At 72.2% G+C, this 13438-nt stretch carries 12 protein-coding genes; 3 read left to right on the forward strand and 9 right to left on the reverse strand.

Annotation, left to right across the window (positions count from 1 at the left end; genetic code table 11):
- Positions 1–7: 7 nt before the first annotated feature.
- Positions 8–916 (forward strand): alpha/beta fold hydrolase, encoded by a 909-nt coding sequence (locus FJQ56_RS17180; protein WP_140010818.1) that lies wholly within the window; start codon positions 8–10, stop codon positions 914–916.
- Between the two features lie 71 nt (positions 917–987).
- Here the strand turns inward: FJQ56_RS17180 and FJQ56_RS17185 are convergent, their stop codons facing one another.
- From FJQ56_RS17185 to FJQ56_RS17205, 5 genes are all read right to left on the reverse strand, one after another.
- Complete coding sequence (locus tag FJQ56_RS17185; RefSeq protein ID WP_140010819.1) at positions 988–1932, reverse strand: pseudouridine synthase; 945 nt, start codon at positions 1930–1932, stop codon at positions 988–990.
- 132 nt (positions 1933–2064) lie between these two features.
- Positions 2065–2397: a hypothetical protein gene (locus FJQ56_RS17190; RefSeq protein WP_140010820.1), complete on the reverse strand. Its 333-nt coding sequence runs from the start codon at positions 2395–2397 to the stop codon at positions 2065–2067.
- Positions 2398–2538: 141 nt separating this feature from the next.
- Positions 2539–2877 (reverse strand): hypothetical protein, encoded by a 339-nt coding sequence (locus tag FJQ56_RS17195; RefSeq protein ID WP_140010821.1) that lies wholly within the window; start codon positions 2875–2877, stop codon positions 2539–2541.
- A 62-nt stretch (positions 2878–2939) separates the two neighbouring features.
- On the reverse strand, positions 2940–3215 hold the full coding sequence (locus tag FJQ56_RS17200) for a hypothetical protein (protein WP_140010822.1): 276 nt from the start codon (positions 3213–3215) through the stop codon (positions 2940–2942).
- 111 nt (positions 3216–3326) lie between these two features.
- Complete coding sequence (locus tag FJQ56_RS17205) at positions 3327–4562, reverse strand: HNH endonuclease signature motif containing protein (RefSeq protein ID WP_140010823.1); 1236 nt, start codon at positions 4560–4562, stop codon at positions 3327–3329.
- Between the two features lie 182 nt (positions 4563–4744).
- Here FJQ56_RS17205 and FJQ56_RS17210 point away from each other — a divergent pair, with 182 nt between their 5' ends.
- A complete protein-coding gene (locus FJQ56_RS17210) occupies positions 4745–5398 on the forward strand; it encodes a SanA/YdcF family protein (RefSeq protein ID WP_140010824.1) in 654 nt (217 codons plus the stop codon).
- Between the two features lie 52 nt (positions 5399–5450).
- Here the strand turns inward: FJQ56_RS17210 and FJQ56_RS17215 are convergent, their stop codons facing one another.
- From FJQ56_RS17215 to FJQ56_RS17225, 3 genes are all read right to left on the reverse strand, one after another.
- Complete coding sequence (locus FJQ56_RS17215; protein WP_140010825.1) at positions 5451–6833, reverse strand: hypothetical protein; 1383 nt, start codon at positions 6831–6833, stop codon at positions 5451–5453.
- Positions 6834–6960: 127 nt separating this feature from the next.
- On the reverse strand, positions 6961–8361 hold the full coding sequence (locus FJQ56_RS17220) for an NAD(P)-binding protein (RefSeq protein WP_246084223.1): 1401 nt from the start codon (positions 8359–8361) through the stop codon (positions 6961–6963).
- A gap of 21 nt (positions 8362–8382) precedes the next feature.
- Positions 8383–9825 (reverse strand): WS/DGAT/MGAT family O-acyltransferase, encoded by a 1443-nt coding sequence (locus FJQ56_RS17225; RefSeq protein ID WP_140010826.1) that lies wholly within the window; start codon positions 9823–9825, stop codon positions 8383–8385.
- Positions 9826–9989: 164 nt separating this feature from the next.
- Between FJQ56_RS17225 and FJQ56_RS17230 the strand changes: the two genes are divergently transcribed.
- A complete protein-coding gene (locus FJQ56_RS17230) occupies positions 9990–11252 on the forward strand; it encodes an alpha/beta hydrolase (RefSeq protein ID WP_140010827.1) in 1263 nt (420 codons plus the stop codon).
- Positions 11253–11255: 3 nt separating this feature from the next.
- On the opposite strand, the gene FJQ56_RS17235 is transcribed toward FJQ56_RS17230, so the two are convergent.
- Positions 11256–13358, reverse strand: a complete 2103-nt coding sequence (locus tag FJQ56_RS17235; protein ID WP_140010828.1) for an acyl-CoA dehydrogenase family protein — start codon at positions 13356–13358, stop codon at positions 11256–11258.
- Positions 13359–13438 lie beyond the last annotated feature (80 nt).

Here is a 13438-nt window from a genome sequence, read left to right on the forward strand (position 1 = left end):
GCCCGCCATGCCCCGACCCTCGCCGCTGCGCGTGCTCCGCAACCGCGTCTACGTGCCGTGGGTGCCGATCCCGGAGGGCCGTCTGGTGGAGCTGTCGGGCCGCGGGACGACGTACGTCACCGACACCGCCGGGCCCTCGCCCGACTCCCCCACGGTGGTCCTCCTGCACGCGTTGGGCTGCACGGGTCTGCTGACCTGGTTCCCGGCCATCGGCCGGCTGTCCCGGAAGTACCGCGTCGTCACGCTCGACCAGCGCTGGCACGGCCAGGGCATCCAGAGCGACGCCTTCTCGCTCTACGACTGTGCCGACGACGTGGCCGCCCTGGTCGAGGAGCTCGGCCTGCGCGACGTCATCGTCGCCGGCTACTCGATGGGGGGCGTGGTGGCCCAGCGCGTATGGCGCCAGCACCCCGACCTGGTCCGGGGCCTGGTGCTCTGCTCGACCACCGACCGGTTCCAGCTCAACCCGGCCGAGCGCCTGTTCTTCACCGGCATGGGTGCCACCATGCTGGGGCTGCGCGAGGTGTCCCGCTCCCGCACGGTCACGCGCGCCGCCCGGGCCGCGGCGGACGCCGTCGACCTCGCGCCGACCGACATCCAGGACTGGGCGATGGCCGAGTTCCGCTCGACCAGTCCCTGGGCGGTCGGGCAGGCGCTGGCCGCGCTCGGTCGCCACCACTCCCGCCCCTGGCTGGACCGCATCGACGTGCCGACCGCGGTCGTGGTGACCACCCGGGACAAGGTGATCCCGGCCGCCCGCCAGGCCGGGCTCGCCCGCGCCATCCGCGGCGCCACCATGCACGAGGTCGACTCCGGCCACGCCGCGTGCGTGCTGGAGTCGGAGAAGTTCGTGCCGGCCCTCCTCGAGGCGGTCGCCACCGTCAACGCGCGGCGGCGCGACTTCGCCCGCAGGTAGCCGCCCACCGCGTCGGCCGAGGAGGTTGCGCGAGCAGCGGCACGCCCACCACGTCGGTCGAGGAGGTTGCGCTAGCAACCGTCTCGAGACCACTGCGCCGCAGCGACCAGCGGCAGCCGCCGCGGACTCACGAACCGTCGCACGCCACCGTCGACGGGGTCCGCGTACTCGAGCTCGCTGGCCAGCAGCTGCAGCGGCCGACTGAAGTCGTCGACGTCGACCTCGAGGTCGACGGGGTAGAGCGGGTCGTCGACGATCGGCGCCCCCAGCCCCAGCAGGTGCAGACGCAGCTGGTGGGTGCGACCGGTCGTCGGGGTCAGCCGGTAGACCGCGAGGTCGTCACGGCGTTCCTCCACCTCGACGAGGGTCTCGGCGTTGACCGGCGCCCCCGGCAGGACCTCGGCGCGTCCGGTGCGCGGGATCGGCGCGATGTGGTTGCGCACCGTCGTCGGCTCGTCGAGCTCCGCGCGCCACGGCGCCAGCGCGCGGTACGTCTTGCCGACCGTGCCCCGCGCGAACATCGACTGGTACGCCGCCCGCCACGGCCGCTCCGTCGCGCAGAGCACCAACCCGGAGGTGACGCGGTCGAGGCGGTGCATCGGTGTCAGCTCGGGCAGTCCCAGCTCGTCGCGCAGCCGCACCACCAGGCTCTGCGTGACGTGCCGCCCGCGCGGCACCGTGGACAGGAACGCCGGCTTGTCGACCACGACCACGCGCTCGTCGCGGTGCACCACGGTGAGCTCGCCCGGCACCACGGGCTCCTCGCGCAGGTCGCGGTGGAACCAGACGAAGACGTGCGCGGCGTAGGCGTCGTGGTCCTCGACCGGCCGCGCGTCGGCGTACACGAAGCGCCGTCCGGCCAGCAGGCCCTCGACGTCGACCCGCGCGTCCACGTGGTCGCGCAGCCACTCCCCCATGGTCGACCACGGCGCCGGTCGCGCCGGATCCCGGTGGGGCGTGCACACCCACGCCGCACTGAGGCCGTGCCGCGGCGGCAACGGGGATCGGGGCGGCACGAGTCCTAGCGTGTCAGCATGACCGAGACCCAGCGCGAGCCGACCCCGAGGACGGCGGCGAGCTCGCGACCGCCCTCGCCTTCCTCGACTGAGTCCGGTCGCCGAGGTTCGGGCCAGGCTGCGACACGGGGGTCAACCGTTCTCGCGTCCTGGCAGCCGAGCACCCGATAGGAAGGCTTCGTACACATCGCGCGCGTCGTCCTCCACGATCGGTCTTTGTGAGGAGTACCGCGCGTCGCTGCGGTCACGCTTGGGGCCTGAGATCCAGTACTCCTCACGGGTCTCGGCGTCAACGAAGTTGGCGTCGTTGTTCGCGCCAGCGGTTCCTGTCACCCGTTGCAGTGTGCGGTCGTGAAAGTGTGCAGTTCGCCAAGACTTGGTGAAGTGCACCCATCCGACCCACGCAGGCCCTTGATCCAGGGGATGGCCGGTCTTCAGCTGAACGAACATCACCCGAGCCGGCACGGATTGATCCTATGAGCTCGGCTCGCTGAGCGCCTGCTGCTTTCGCGCCACGCTGGGAGTGTCAACTGTGGCCGGGCGTCTGACGAATTCGTCAACCGCAGGTCTCGGACGACAGCGCACTCAGCGCAGCATGCCCGAGCGCTAGTCGTCGACGTCATCCGAGCCGTCGTCGTCTGGGTCGTCTTCGATGTAGCCGGTGACGGGGTCGCAGATTCCGAGGAAGTCACGGATGGCGTCGACGTGGTGAGCAGTCGTGCTCCGCTGGTGGTCCGAGCGCCGGCTGGTGAACCCGTAGCCGTAGGCCGGGTGAGTGCGGCGCGTGTAGTGGTAGGCCCCGGGTTGACTCATGTCGTAGACGACGCTGAATTCGATGCCATCGACCACGACCTCGAACGCGTCTGGTGACGGGCTCGATCCGCTCTCGTCCACGGCGCAAGTCAACCACCCCAACCGGCCGATTGTCGGAATGTCCGGGCGCATCGTCTCTCATAGAGGCGGTGCAACGACGCGTCGCAACAGCGCGAGGGACGCTGCGCAGTTGCTCAAGCTGTGATCTCGTCGCCTGACTCGATCGGCATGAATCCCCGGGTGGTCAACGGACTGTCGAGCGCTTCGGCGATCTGTTCGCGGACGTCGGTATCGCCGATCTCGTCGTGGGTGACGATGATGGCTGCGGTGCGGGTTCGTAGCCTTCCTAGGGCCGTCTCACGGTCCATCCCATCCCGAAGGTCGGTGATCGTTGCGAACACCGCTTTTCGGACGAGGGCGTCGCCCTCGTCGCTGAACATCCCGAATCGGATCGACAACTCTCCATCCACGGCTCGACAGTAGAGGAGCCGTTGGACGACGAGATGCCCGATGCGCGTTGCCCGACCTTCGCGACCTGCCCCCTGTCCTCAACGCGGCGGTATGACCCACCCACCACCCACCTACGTCCGCATCGGGTAGGCCTCCACCGCGTGCCCCGCGTGTGCGACGCCGTGGTGGAAGGGGCAGAGCAGCTCCGCGTTCCGGAGGCTGGTCTCGCCTCCCTCGGACCAGGGGTGGGGGTGGTGGACGTGGCAGAGGTAGCCGGGGACGGTGCAGCCGTTGCGTTGGCAGTGCTGGTGTCGGGCAATCAGTGCGAGGCGTTGACGGGCGGTGTGGAAGCGGTGCCGGCGGCCCATCGAGACGACGTCGCCGGTGGCGTTCATCCAGATCGGGATGATGCCTGCTTCGCAGGCGAGGCGGAGGTAGTCGAGGTGGCTGATCTTGTGGCCGGTGTCGAGGCGGGCGACCTTGACCTTGCCCTCGAGGAGGTCGGCGTCGCCGATGGCGATGACGGTGGCGTTGAGGCCGCCGAGCTTCGGGAGCTTCGACGCCGGGAAGCGGGCGACGTAGTCGCAGAGGGCCTTGCCGAGCTTCTCCGGCGTGGGGGTCTCCCAGTCGTAGGACCCGGCCCCCTGCTCGGCTCGCACGTGCTTCGGAGCGGCCAGTGCCGCGAGGGCCTTGCGAAGCATCTCGCCGTAGAGGGTCGGGATGACGAAGGTGCCGTGGGTCAGGCCCTCGCCGTCGTCGTACATCCGTAGTCGGGTCCTCTTCCTCGCCCGGGCCTCGGCCCTCGCGAGGGCTTCGGCCTCGCGGGCGTCGGCACAGTCGGGGTCGAGGCGGGCGTAGATCTCGTGACCCATGCGGCCCAGGGCGTCGGCGTCGTGGTCTGCCGCCTCGCCCAGCAGGAACGCCTCGGCGCGCTGCTTGTCGTGGTCGGTGACGTCGTCGTCGAGCAACGCGATCTTGTCGGCGATTGCCTGGGCCTGCTCGGCGTGGATCGCACCGCGCGCGGTGGCGGCACGGGTGGGCTCCCATGCAGCCAGAGACGAGGCAAGCGCAGCCTTGCGTGCGGCCAGCCGGCCAGTGACGTTGGTGAGCTGACGCAGCCATTGAGTGACCCCGCGACACCCTGCAATGCCCGGTCTGTCCAGCGACACGGCCTGGCCGATCGCCCGGGCCTCGACCTCGGCCACCCCGGCGGCGACGCGCGCGGCCAGGAGCACGACCCGGTCGGTGGTGGCCTCGTCCATCGACCACGCAGGCACGTCGGCCAGACCCTCGAGGTCGTCGAGCGCCGAGCACAGGAACGACTCGATCGGGTGGCCCGATCGAGTGGGGTCCTGGTGCTTGGTCATGGGTCTACCCAAGCACTCGCCACCGACAGTTCGAACGGACTTTCCCGCTCAACCACAGGGGTTGTGGACAACATCAGCAACGACTGACCTGTGGACGACTCACGGTCATCCCACCCACCTCGAACCCGACCCGCTCGCGTGGCGGCGCCGGCGTCACCCGGGCGCGCCCTAGGCTCCGGGGCATGAACCGATGGGCCCGCCGGGCACGCACCGCTGCGGTCGTCGTCGTCGCCCTCGGTGCCGGCACCGTCGCCACGGCCAACGCCGTCGTGCTCACCCGCACCGACGACCGCGTCAAGACCGACCCCGCCGACCTCGCCCACGCGCAGGTGGCGATCGTGCCCGGGTCGCTGGTGCGCCCCGACGGGACGCTGGGCGCCGTGGTGTCCGAGCGCGTCGACGCGGCCGTCGCGCTCTACGACGCCGGCATCGTCGACAAGCTGCTGCTCTCGGGTGACAACGGCACCGAGCAGTACGACGAGCCCGACACGATGCGGGACGCGGTCCTGGCCGCCGGGGTGCCGCCCCAGGACGTCTTCACCGACTACGCCGGCTTCAACACCTGGCACACGATGCGCCGCGCGCACGACGTGTTCGAGGTGAGCAGCGCCGTCGTGGTGACCCAGGACTTCCACGTCGCGCGGGCCGTCGACCTCGGCCGCGCCGCGGGACTCGACGTCCAGGGCTTCGTCGCCGGCGACGCCGGGTCGGGGGTCCGCGAGGTGCTCGCCCGGGTCCGCGGCTTCGGCGAGGCGACGCTCCACCCGGACGTCACCGGCGGACCCGTCATCCCGATCACCGGCGACGGCCGGGCGTCCTGGGCCGAGCGGCCCTGACCCGGCCGACCCGGTCCGACCCGGGACCCCACCGGGTCCCGGGTCGTCGAGGTCAGAAGCCGGCCGTCTCGTTCTGATCGCGGGTCAGGTCGGCGAGCGCGGCCATGTCGGCGCGTACCTCCTCGTCGGAGGCGGCGAAGTCGTCGGCGATGATCACCAGCGCGTCCGCGGCCTGGTTGACGCTCAACGCGGTCTCGCTGGCCGCCGCGCTGATCGCGGCGTTGAGGGCGTTCCACTCCGAGAACCCACCGGTGCGACCGAGACCGATCTCACCCGGGCGGTCCCACGGACCGGAGTCGACGCCGGTCATCGTGTCGCCGGCCGACTTGATCTCGGCGGAGATGTTGCGCATGTAGTCGTTGGCGACCGACTTGATCGTGGTGTACTCGGCCAGGATCTCTCCCGCCGGGTAGAGGCTGCTGCGATCGGTCACGTCGACCAGGCCGGGCGTCGCGAGCCGGTTCTGGTCCTGGGCGACGGCCTGCGCCGCAACGTCGGCGGCGTCGGCGATCCACTGCTCCTCCTTGCGGATGTCGCTGCTGAGCTTTTCCAGCGCCCCGCGGATGTTGTCGATCACCCCGAACGGGGTGTCCGCGCCCAGCGGCACCGGGGTCTCGTCCTCCGGCGGCGGCACGAAGGACGCCGCGAGGCCGGTGACGGTGCTGGCCACGCTCAGTGCCAGCTTGATGGCTCCGGTGAGCACCGTCCCGGAGACCGAGAAGATCGCGCCGACGACGCGGATCAGGGCCTGCACGTTGGCGCCGCCCCCGCGACAGGCCGCCATGGCGTTGCGGCCCTTCCCGGCGATGTCGGCGATCGCTGCCTGGGCCCGCACCCAGATCTCCTGCTCTCCGGCGACGCACCCCCACGAGACGCAGGCCGCCGCGCCCTGCGCGTTGACGACGTCGTCGATCTTGTTGCTGAACGCCGACTCGAAGGCGAGCATGGCCGCCCCGTCCATGTTGGAGACGCGGTTCTGGATGGTCTGGATGTCGTCGAGGTTCTCGTTGCGTCCGAAGTGGTCGACGCCCGGACCGGTGTTGCCGTCCTCGCCGTAGGCGAAGCGCTCGGCCTGCCGCTGGGCCAGGGCCACCTGGTCGGCGAAGTTCTGCGGCTGGGGCATCTGCCACCAGGTGTCGAAGAGCCCGCGGACCTCGTTCCACCAGTAGTCGACCATCCCCTGCAGGTCCTCGAAGGGCAGCCCGTAGGACCCCGGGATGAGGAACAGGGACGGGTAGCCGTCCGGGATCGAGGTGACCTGGCCGCCGGGCACGAACGAGCTGCCCTCGTACTTGCCGCCCAGCGGGCTGATCTTGATGTAGCTCCCACCGCCGAAGCTGCCCTCGAAGCCCTCCGAGGTCGATCCGTGGAAGCCGACCATGTCCATCGTCGAGGCGATCGCCTCGTCGACGATCTCGCCCAGCAACGTGGCCATCTGGCTGTACTCGAACTAGCTCATGATGCCGTGGATCCTCCCCGAAGGTGTAGGGCCGCCAAGCACGGCGACGTCCGGTCCCTACCCCCGGTCGTCGTTCGGCACACCTGCGGACCGCGAGCCGGCCCTACGGCTGCCCGGTGGGCATCCCGGCCAGCGCGGCGAGCCGGGCGACACCCGGCGCGGTCCACTCGGCCAGCCGCTCGCGAGCGGCGTCCAGCGCCGCGGACCCGGGGTGGGCGGGGTCGACGCGAGCCGGGTTGAGGGCCACCCGGCTGGCCCACGCGGCGATGTCGGGCTCGGCGCCGAACGACGCCGCGGCCCGCATCCCGAGCACGTTCATGACCGCCCAGTCGGGCAGCGTGTCGCCGAACGACGACGGTGGGCACAGCGCGTTCTTGGTCCCGTCGTCGTGACGGGTGGCCTCGACGTAGCCGGCCAGCGCTGCGCCGAAGCACGGGAAGCCGGCGCGGATCGGTTGCAGCGTGATCGCCTCGGGGCGCCAGATCGGTACCCGGGGCCGGCTCCGGAGCCCGTCGGCGGCACAGTGGACGACCACCGCGTCGTCGGCGACCCGCACCGATCCGCCGTCCAGCTCGAGGCGACCGCGGACCACCGACCGCACCCGCCGTCGTACGACGTGACCCACCGTGCGCAGCAGGTCGAGCTCCCAGGTGCCGAGGGTCGGTGCCTTGGCCATCGTCGGGGTCACCGACGGGTCGATGCGCAGCATGATGCCGGCGTCCTCGAGACGACCGAAGACCTCGTCGAGCGAGGCCGACACGGCCGCGGACCGCATCATCTCGGCGACCATGGCGAGGTAGACCTCGGGGTCGGGCTGCACGACCGCCCGGTTGAGCATCCACGGGTCGCGCGGTCGTACCCAGCACACCCGGTCGGGGTCGACGCCCCGGGTGAGCAGCCAGACGATCGCGTCGGTGGCGGTCTTGCCGGAGCCCGCGACGACGTACTGGCTGGGCTCGTCGTCGAGGCTCGGCAGGTCGTTGACGGCGACGACCCGGGCCCCGTCGCCGACCGTGAACGGCGGCGGCGTCTCGGCCGGCACCCGCGGTGCGAGGTAGCGCGCGTCGACCACCCGGCAGTGGTCGGGCACCACGAACCGCTCCCCCGTCGCGCGCGCGACGACGGTGCGATCACCGAGGTAGTCGCACCCGGCGTGCAGCTCGACGCGCCCCGGGCCGACCATCCGCTCGGCGAGGACCCGCTCGTAGTAGGCCGTGATCTCCGGGCCGCTCGCGCGCTCGTGCAGGCCCGCCTCGGGCCCGTCCTGCTGGATCTCGCCGCCGAGCACCGTGGAGGCGACCCCGTAGAACATCGAGGCCTGGTGCAGCCGCACGAACGGGTACGCCGCCCGCCAGTGCCCGCCCACGCCGTCGCGACGATCGACGAGCGCCACCCGGACGCCCGGCTCGGCGTGGTCGATCAGCGCGTCGGTGAAGGCCATGCCGGCGGCGCCGGCGCCCACCACGAGGTAGTCGACGTCGAGGGTCGTCGCTGTGCGTGTCACTCCGCCAACGTAGGACGCCCCCTAGCGTCGGCGCGCGCCCCGGGCCTCGGCGATGGGGGTCGCGCCCGCCTCGGCGGCCGCGACGGCCTCGCGCAGCCGGGCCAGCTCGGTCGGGAAGTGCCGGACCAGCGCGTCGGCGTCGGGCATCGACTCCCGGCACGCGATGACCCCGACGTGGACCTGGCCGTTGTTGCTGACCACGGTGACGTTGAGGCCGGCCCCGTGGAAGACCGGGCCGAGCGGGTAGAGGGCGGTCACCCGGCCGCCGAGGAAGTAGATCGGCACGGGCGGTCCGGGCACGTTGGAGATGACCAGGTTGATGGCCGGCGGGTGCTTCTCGGCCAGCCGCAGGCCGGCGTAGGCCCGGACGGCGAGGCCGAAGGTGCGCGGGGCCGCGAACTCGGCCCAGTCCTGCAGCGAGTCGGCGCTGATCGCCTGGTGGTGCTCCTTGGCCTGGCGGTTGGACACCGCCATCGCCTCCAGGCGCTCGAGCGGGTCCTCGACGTCGGTGCCGAGGCGGGTGAACAGCGAGGAGACCTTGTTGGCGCCGGTCGCGCGCTTGGACACCTCACGCACGCTGACGGGGACCGAGGCGAGCAGCGAGGTGTCGGGCAGCTCGTCGCGCTCCTCGAGGTAGGCGCGCAGCGCGCCTCCGGCGACCGCGAGGACGACGTCGTTGACGGTGGTGCCGGTCGCGGTCTTGATCGCGCGGACGTCGTCGAGGCCCAGGTCGGTCAGCGCGATGCTGCGATGCCCGGTGATGGTGCCGTTGAACGACGTGCGCGGTGCGGTCAGCGGGGCGGCCATCGCCGTACCCGCGCGGGCGCGGGCGACCGTGCTGACGACCCCGCCGACCGTCGGCGCGAGGATCCTGGCGACGTGCACGGGCAGGGCGGCCCGGCTGAGGACGGCGCGTCCCAGCAGCTCGCGCTTGCTGACGTCCCGACCGAACGAGGGGGGATCCGCGCTCGCCGCCGGCGCGGCATCGGGCTCCACCGAGCACAGGTGGGCCAGCAGGTTGTTGCCCGAGACCCCGTCGACGGTCGCGTGGTGGATCTTCATGAACACCACGACCTTGTCGTCGTCGTACCCCTCGATCACCCACATCTCCCACAGCGGCCGGGACCGGTCGAGCGGCAGCGCGGCCAGGTGCCCCAGGAGGGCGGTCAGCTCGGCGTAGCCGCCGGGACCGGGCAGCGCGAGGCGGTGCACGTGGCGCTCGACGTCGAACTGCCGGTCACGGACCCAGATCGGGTGGTCGAGGCCGAGCGGGACCCGGCGCAGCTTGCGGGTGAACTCCGGGACGTCGCGCACGCGGGTCTCGATGCCGGCCTGGAAGCCCGCGAAGGAGTACGGCGTGGGCATCGTGCTCGGGTCGATCACGATGACGCCGCACACGTGCATGAGCTGGGCGGGGGTCTCGAGGTAGAGGAAGCTGGCGTCGAGTCCGGACAGGCGGTCCACGGTGAGTCCTTCGCAGTTCGTCGGGCAGCCCTCAGGCTAGAACGTGTTCTCGTTCCAACGTGCGTCCGGTGCCGGGGTCACGGTGACGAACCTCCCATCCGGCCGCCCGTCCTGTGGTGTAAGACCGTCGCTTAGCGGGCGCGGGGCGTCGTAGGCTCCGAGGCATGGGGTTCCTCCGCCGCCAGGTCGTCACCGCCGCCCTCACCGCCAACGCGCTGCGACCGTTGCCGGGCTACGAGGTCGCCGTCCCGTCGTTCTTCGCCGGGTGGCTCACCACCGAGCTGGCCCCGCACGTGCTCGCGCTGACCGCGGCCGACGCGACGGCCCACGCGCGCGGCTCGCGCCGCGACTGGCGGGGGCTCCTGCTCGCCGGCGCCAGTGCGGCCGGCCTGGCCTACCTCGTCCGGCAGAGCAACCAGGTGCGGGAGGTGGCCGAGAGCGCCCTGACCGACGCCCTGGGCCCCGACTACCAGCAGCAGCTCGACGCCCTGCCCACCCCGGCCGACCTCGCGGTCCCGTGGCGCCGGCTCGCCTACCCGTTCCGGGTGCGCGACAAGGCCGTCCACGTCGAGCGCGACATCGCCTACAACGACCACGGCACACGCGGTCGGCTCGACGTCTACGCGCCGGCGGGCGGCGTCCCCGAGGGCGGTGCGCCCGTGCTGCTGCAGGTCCACGGCGGGGCCTGGCGGATCGGCAAGAAGGACCAGCAGGGGCTGCCGCTGATGAACCACCTCGCCGCCAAGGGCTGGGTGTGCGTGGCGATCAACTACCGCCTCGCGCCGCGCGACCCCTTCCCCGCGCACGTGATCGACGTCAAGCAGGCCATCGCGTGGATCAAGGAGCACATCGCCGACTACGGCGGCGACCCGTCGTACGTCGCCATCACCGGCGGGTCCGCAGGCGGGCACCTCACCGCGCTGGCCGCGCTGACCGCCGCCGACACCGCGTGGCAGCCGGGCTTCGAGGACGCCGACACGTCAGTGCAGTGCGCGGTCCCCCACTACGGCGTCTACGACTTCGCCGGGTCGACCGGGCTCCGCTCCGCCGAGCTGATGCGCGACAGGTTCCTGGCGCCCAAGGTGCTGCTCAAGACGTGGCGCGACGCACCCGAGGAGTTCGAGGCGGCCAGTCCCATCCTGCGGATCACCCCCGACGCGCCCGACTTCTTCGTCCTGCACGGCGCCCACGACAGCCTGGTCGACGTCGAGCAGGCCCGGCTCTTCGTCGGCCGGCTGCGTGACGTCTCCGACTCCTCGGTCGTCTACGCCGAGCTGCCGGGTGCCCAGCACGCCTTCGACGTCTTCCCGTCGATCCGCTCGTCGCACGTCGTCCACGCCATCGACCGCTACCTCCACTGGCACTGGAACACCTGGCGGGCCGGGCTCGACCACGACGACCAGGTCAGCGACCCGGTCACGACCTGACGGTCAGCCGCGCGGCAGGCCGAGGATGCGCTCGCCGGCGACGTTGCGCAGGATCTGCGTGGTGCCGCCGGCGATCGACAGGCAGCGGGTGTTGAGCATCTCCCACGTCGCGGCCGCGCCCTCGTCGTCGGGCACCAGGACCCGCTCGCCCAGGAGGCGTAGGACGAGGTCGGAGCCGTCCTGGCGGTTGCGGACGCCGAGCAGCTTGGCGACCGACGACTCAGCACCGGGCCCCTGACCGGCCAACGAGCGCAGGACGGTGCGGACGCCGAGCAGCGAGCAGACGGTCGACAGCGCGACCGAGCGGCCGACGGCGACCCGGTGGACGGCGGACGTCCCGCCGCCCTCGCCGTTCTCCCCACCGGTGACCAGCGCGACCGCGCGCTCGGTGGACCTGTCGAGGCGGGACGTCGCCATCGCGACCCGCTCGTTGGCCAGCGTCGTACGGGCCAGCCGCCACCCGTCGGTCGGACCGGCGACCAGGCAGTCGTCGGGCACGAAGACGTCGTCGAGGAAGACCTCGTTGAACAGCGCCTCGCCGGTGATCTCGCGCAGCGGCCGGACGTCGATGCCGTCGCTGTGCCTCATGTCGACCAGGAAGTAGCCGATGCCCCGGTGGGGCTTGGTGTGCTGCGTCTCGGGATCGGTCCGCGCGAGGCAGATGGCCCAGTCGGCCCGCTCGGCGACCGAGGTCCAGACCTTCTGCCCGTCGAGGCGCCAGCCCCCGTCGACCTTGGTGGCGCGGGTGCGCAACGACGCCAGGTCGGAGCCCGAGCCGGGCTCGGAGAACAGCTGGCACCACACGATCTCGCCGAGCAGCGACCGCCTGACGAAGCGCTCGCGCTGCTCGTCGGTGCCGTGCTCGAGGATCGTCGGCAGGGCCCAGCCGGCGATGACGATGTCGGGGCGGACGACCCCGGCGCGGGCGAGCTCCTGGTCGATGACGATCTGGGTGACCGGGTCGGCGGCGAGGCCGGCCGGGGCCGGCCAGTGAGGTGTCAGGTAGCCGGTCTCGACGAGCGCGCGGCGCTGGTCGTCGGCATCGCCGGCCGCGGCGATCGTCGCGACGGTGTCGCGCACGTCGGCGCGCAGGGCCTCGTCGCGGCCCGCGAGGTCGACGGCGACCTGGCGACGGGTGCCGGCCACCGCGCGGGCGGTGAGCCGCTCGGCGGCCGCGTCGGCCTCGCCGACCAGGGCGCGCAGCGCCAGCGCCCGGCGCAGGTAGAGGTGGGCGTCGTGCTCGTAGGTGAACCCGATCCCGCCGAGCACCTGGATGCACGACTTGGCCACCTCGACGGCCCCGTCGAACGCCGTCACCCCGGCCACCTCGGCGGCGAAGGCCCACTGGTCGGCGTCCGGGCCGCCCGCGGCACCGGCGACGTCCCACGCCGCGGCGGTGACCGCCTCGGCGGTCTCGAGCATCTCGACGCACAGGTGCTTGATCGCCTGGAACCCGCCGATCGGCTTGCCGAACTGCTCGCGGACCTTGGCGTGGTCGACCGCGGTCGCCAGGCACCAGCGGGCGACGCCGCTGGCCTCCGCGGCGGCGTACGTCGTGAGGTTCCGGCGTACGACGTCGGTGGTGAGGCCCTCGACGCGCAAGGCCCCGGCAAGGTCGGTGCCGTCGAGGGTGGCCGAGGAGAAGCGTCGCGTCAGGTCGAGGCCCACCGACGTCGTCCCGGTGACGGCGTCGGCCTCGACGACCCACCACGCACCGTCGGCGTCGGGCAGCAGCACGTGGGTGGCGCCCGGCAGGTCGAGCACCGTGCGCAGGCCGGCGTCGAGGGCCAGGGCGACCCGCCCGCCGCGACCGAGCACGGCCGCCGTCACCGCGGAGGTCAGCAGCGGGCCCGGCACCAGCTCGTGCGCGCAGGCCTCGAGCGCGACGGCCACGTCGAGGGGGGTGCCGCCGCCGCCGCCACCGGCGGACTCGGGCAGTCCGATCGTGGTCACGCCCATCTCGACTGCGGCCTTCCAGGCGTCCTCGAACGTCGCCTCGGCGTCAGCCTCGGCCAGCCGGGCCGCCTCGATCCCCCCGAGCGACGCCGCCCACGCGCGCAGGCTCGAGGCCAGCTCGACGTGCTCCTCGGAGATCCCGATGCTCATGTGACTCCTCGCGTGACCCCCTGGGCGGAGCCAGGACGGGCGAAAACTAGAACGTGTTCCAATCCTACTAGTCTGGCGCC

This window comes from Nocardioides plantarum (assembly GCF_006346395.1).
In the GTDB taxonomy this organism is placed as follows: Bacteria; Actinomycetota; Actinomycetes; order Propionibacteriales; family Nocardioidaceae; genus Nocardioides; species Nocardioides plantarum.

Excerpts from the sequence above, each read along its gene's own strand:
- FJQ56_RS17195 (WP_140010821.1), bottom strand. The coding sequence starts at position 2,877 with ATGCGCCCGGACATTCCGACAATCGGCCGGTTGGGGTGGTTGACTTGC.
- FJQ56_RS17230 (WP_140010827.1), top strand. The coding sequence starts at position 9,990 with ATGGGGTTCCTCCGCCGCCAGGTCGTCACCGCCGCCCTCACCGCCAAC.
- FJQ56_RS17180 (WP_140010818.1), top strand. The coding sequence starts at position 8 with ATGCCCCGACCCTCGCCGCTGCGCGTGCTCCGCAACCGCGTCTACGTG.
- FJQ56_RS17210 (WP_140010824.1), top strand. The coding sequence starts at position 4,745 with ATGAACCGATGGGCCCGCCGGGCACGCACCGCTGCGGTCGTCGTCGTC.
- FJQ56_RS17215 (WP_140010825.1), bottom strand. The coding sequence starts at position 6,833 with ATGGCCACGTTGCTGGGCGAGATCGTCGACGAGGCGATCGCCTCGACG.
- FJQ56_RS17235 (WP_140010828.1), bottom strand. The coding sequence starts at position 13,358 with ATGAGCATCGGGATCTCCGAGGAGCACGTCGAGCTGGCCTCGAGCCTG.
- FJQ56_RS17205 (WP_140010823.1), bottom strand. The coding sequence starts at position 4,562 with ATGACCAAGCACCAGGACCCCACTCGATCGGGCCACCCGATCGAGTCG.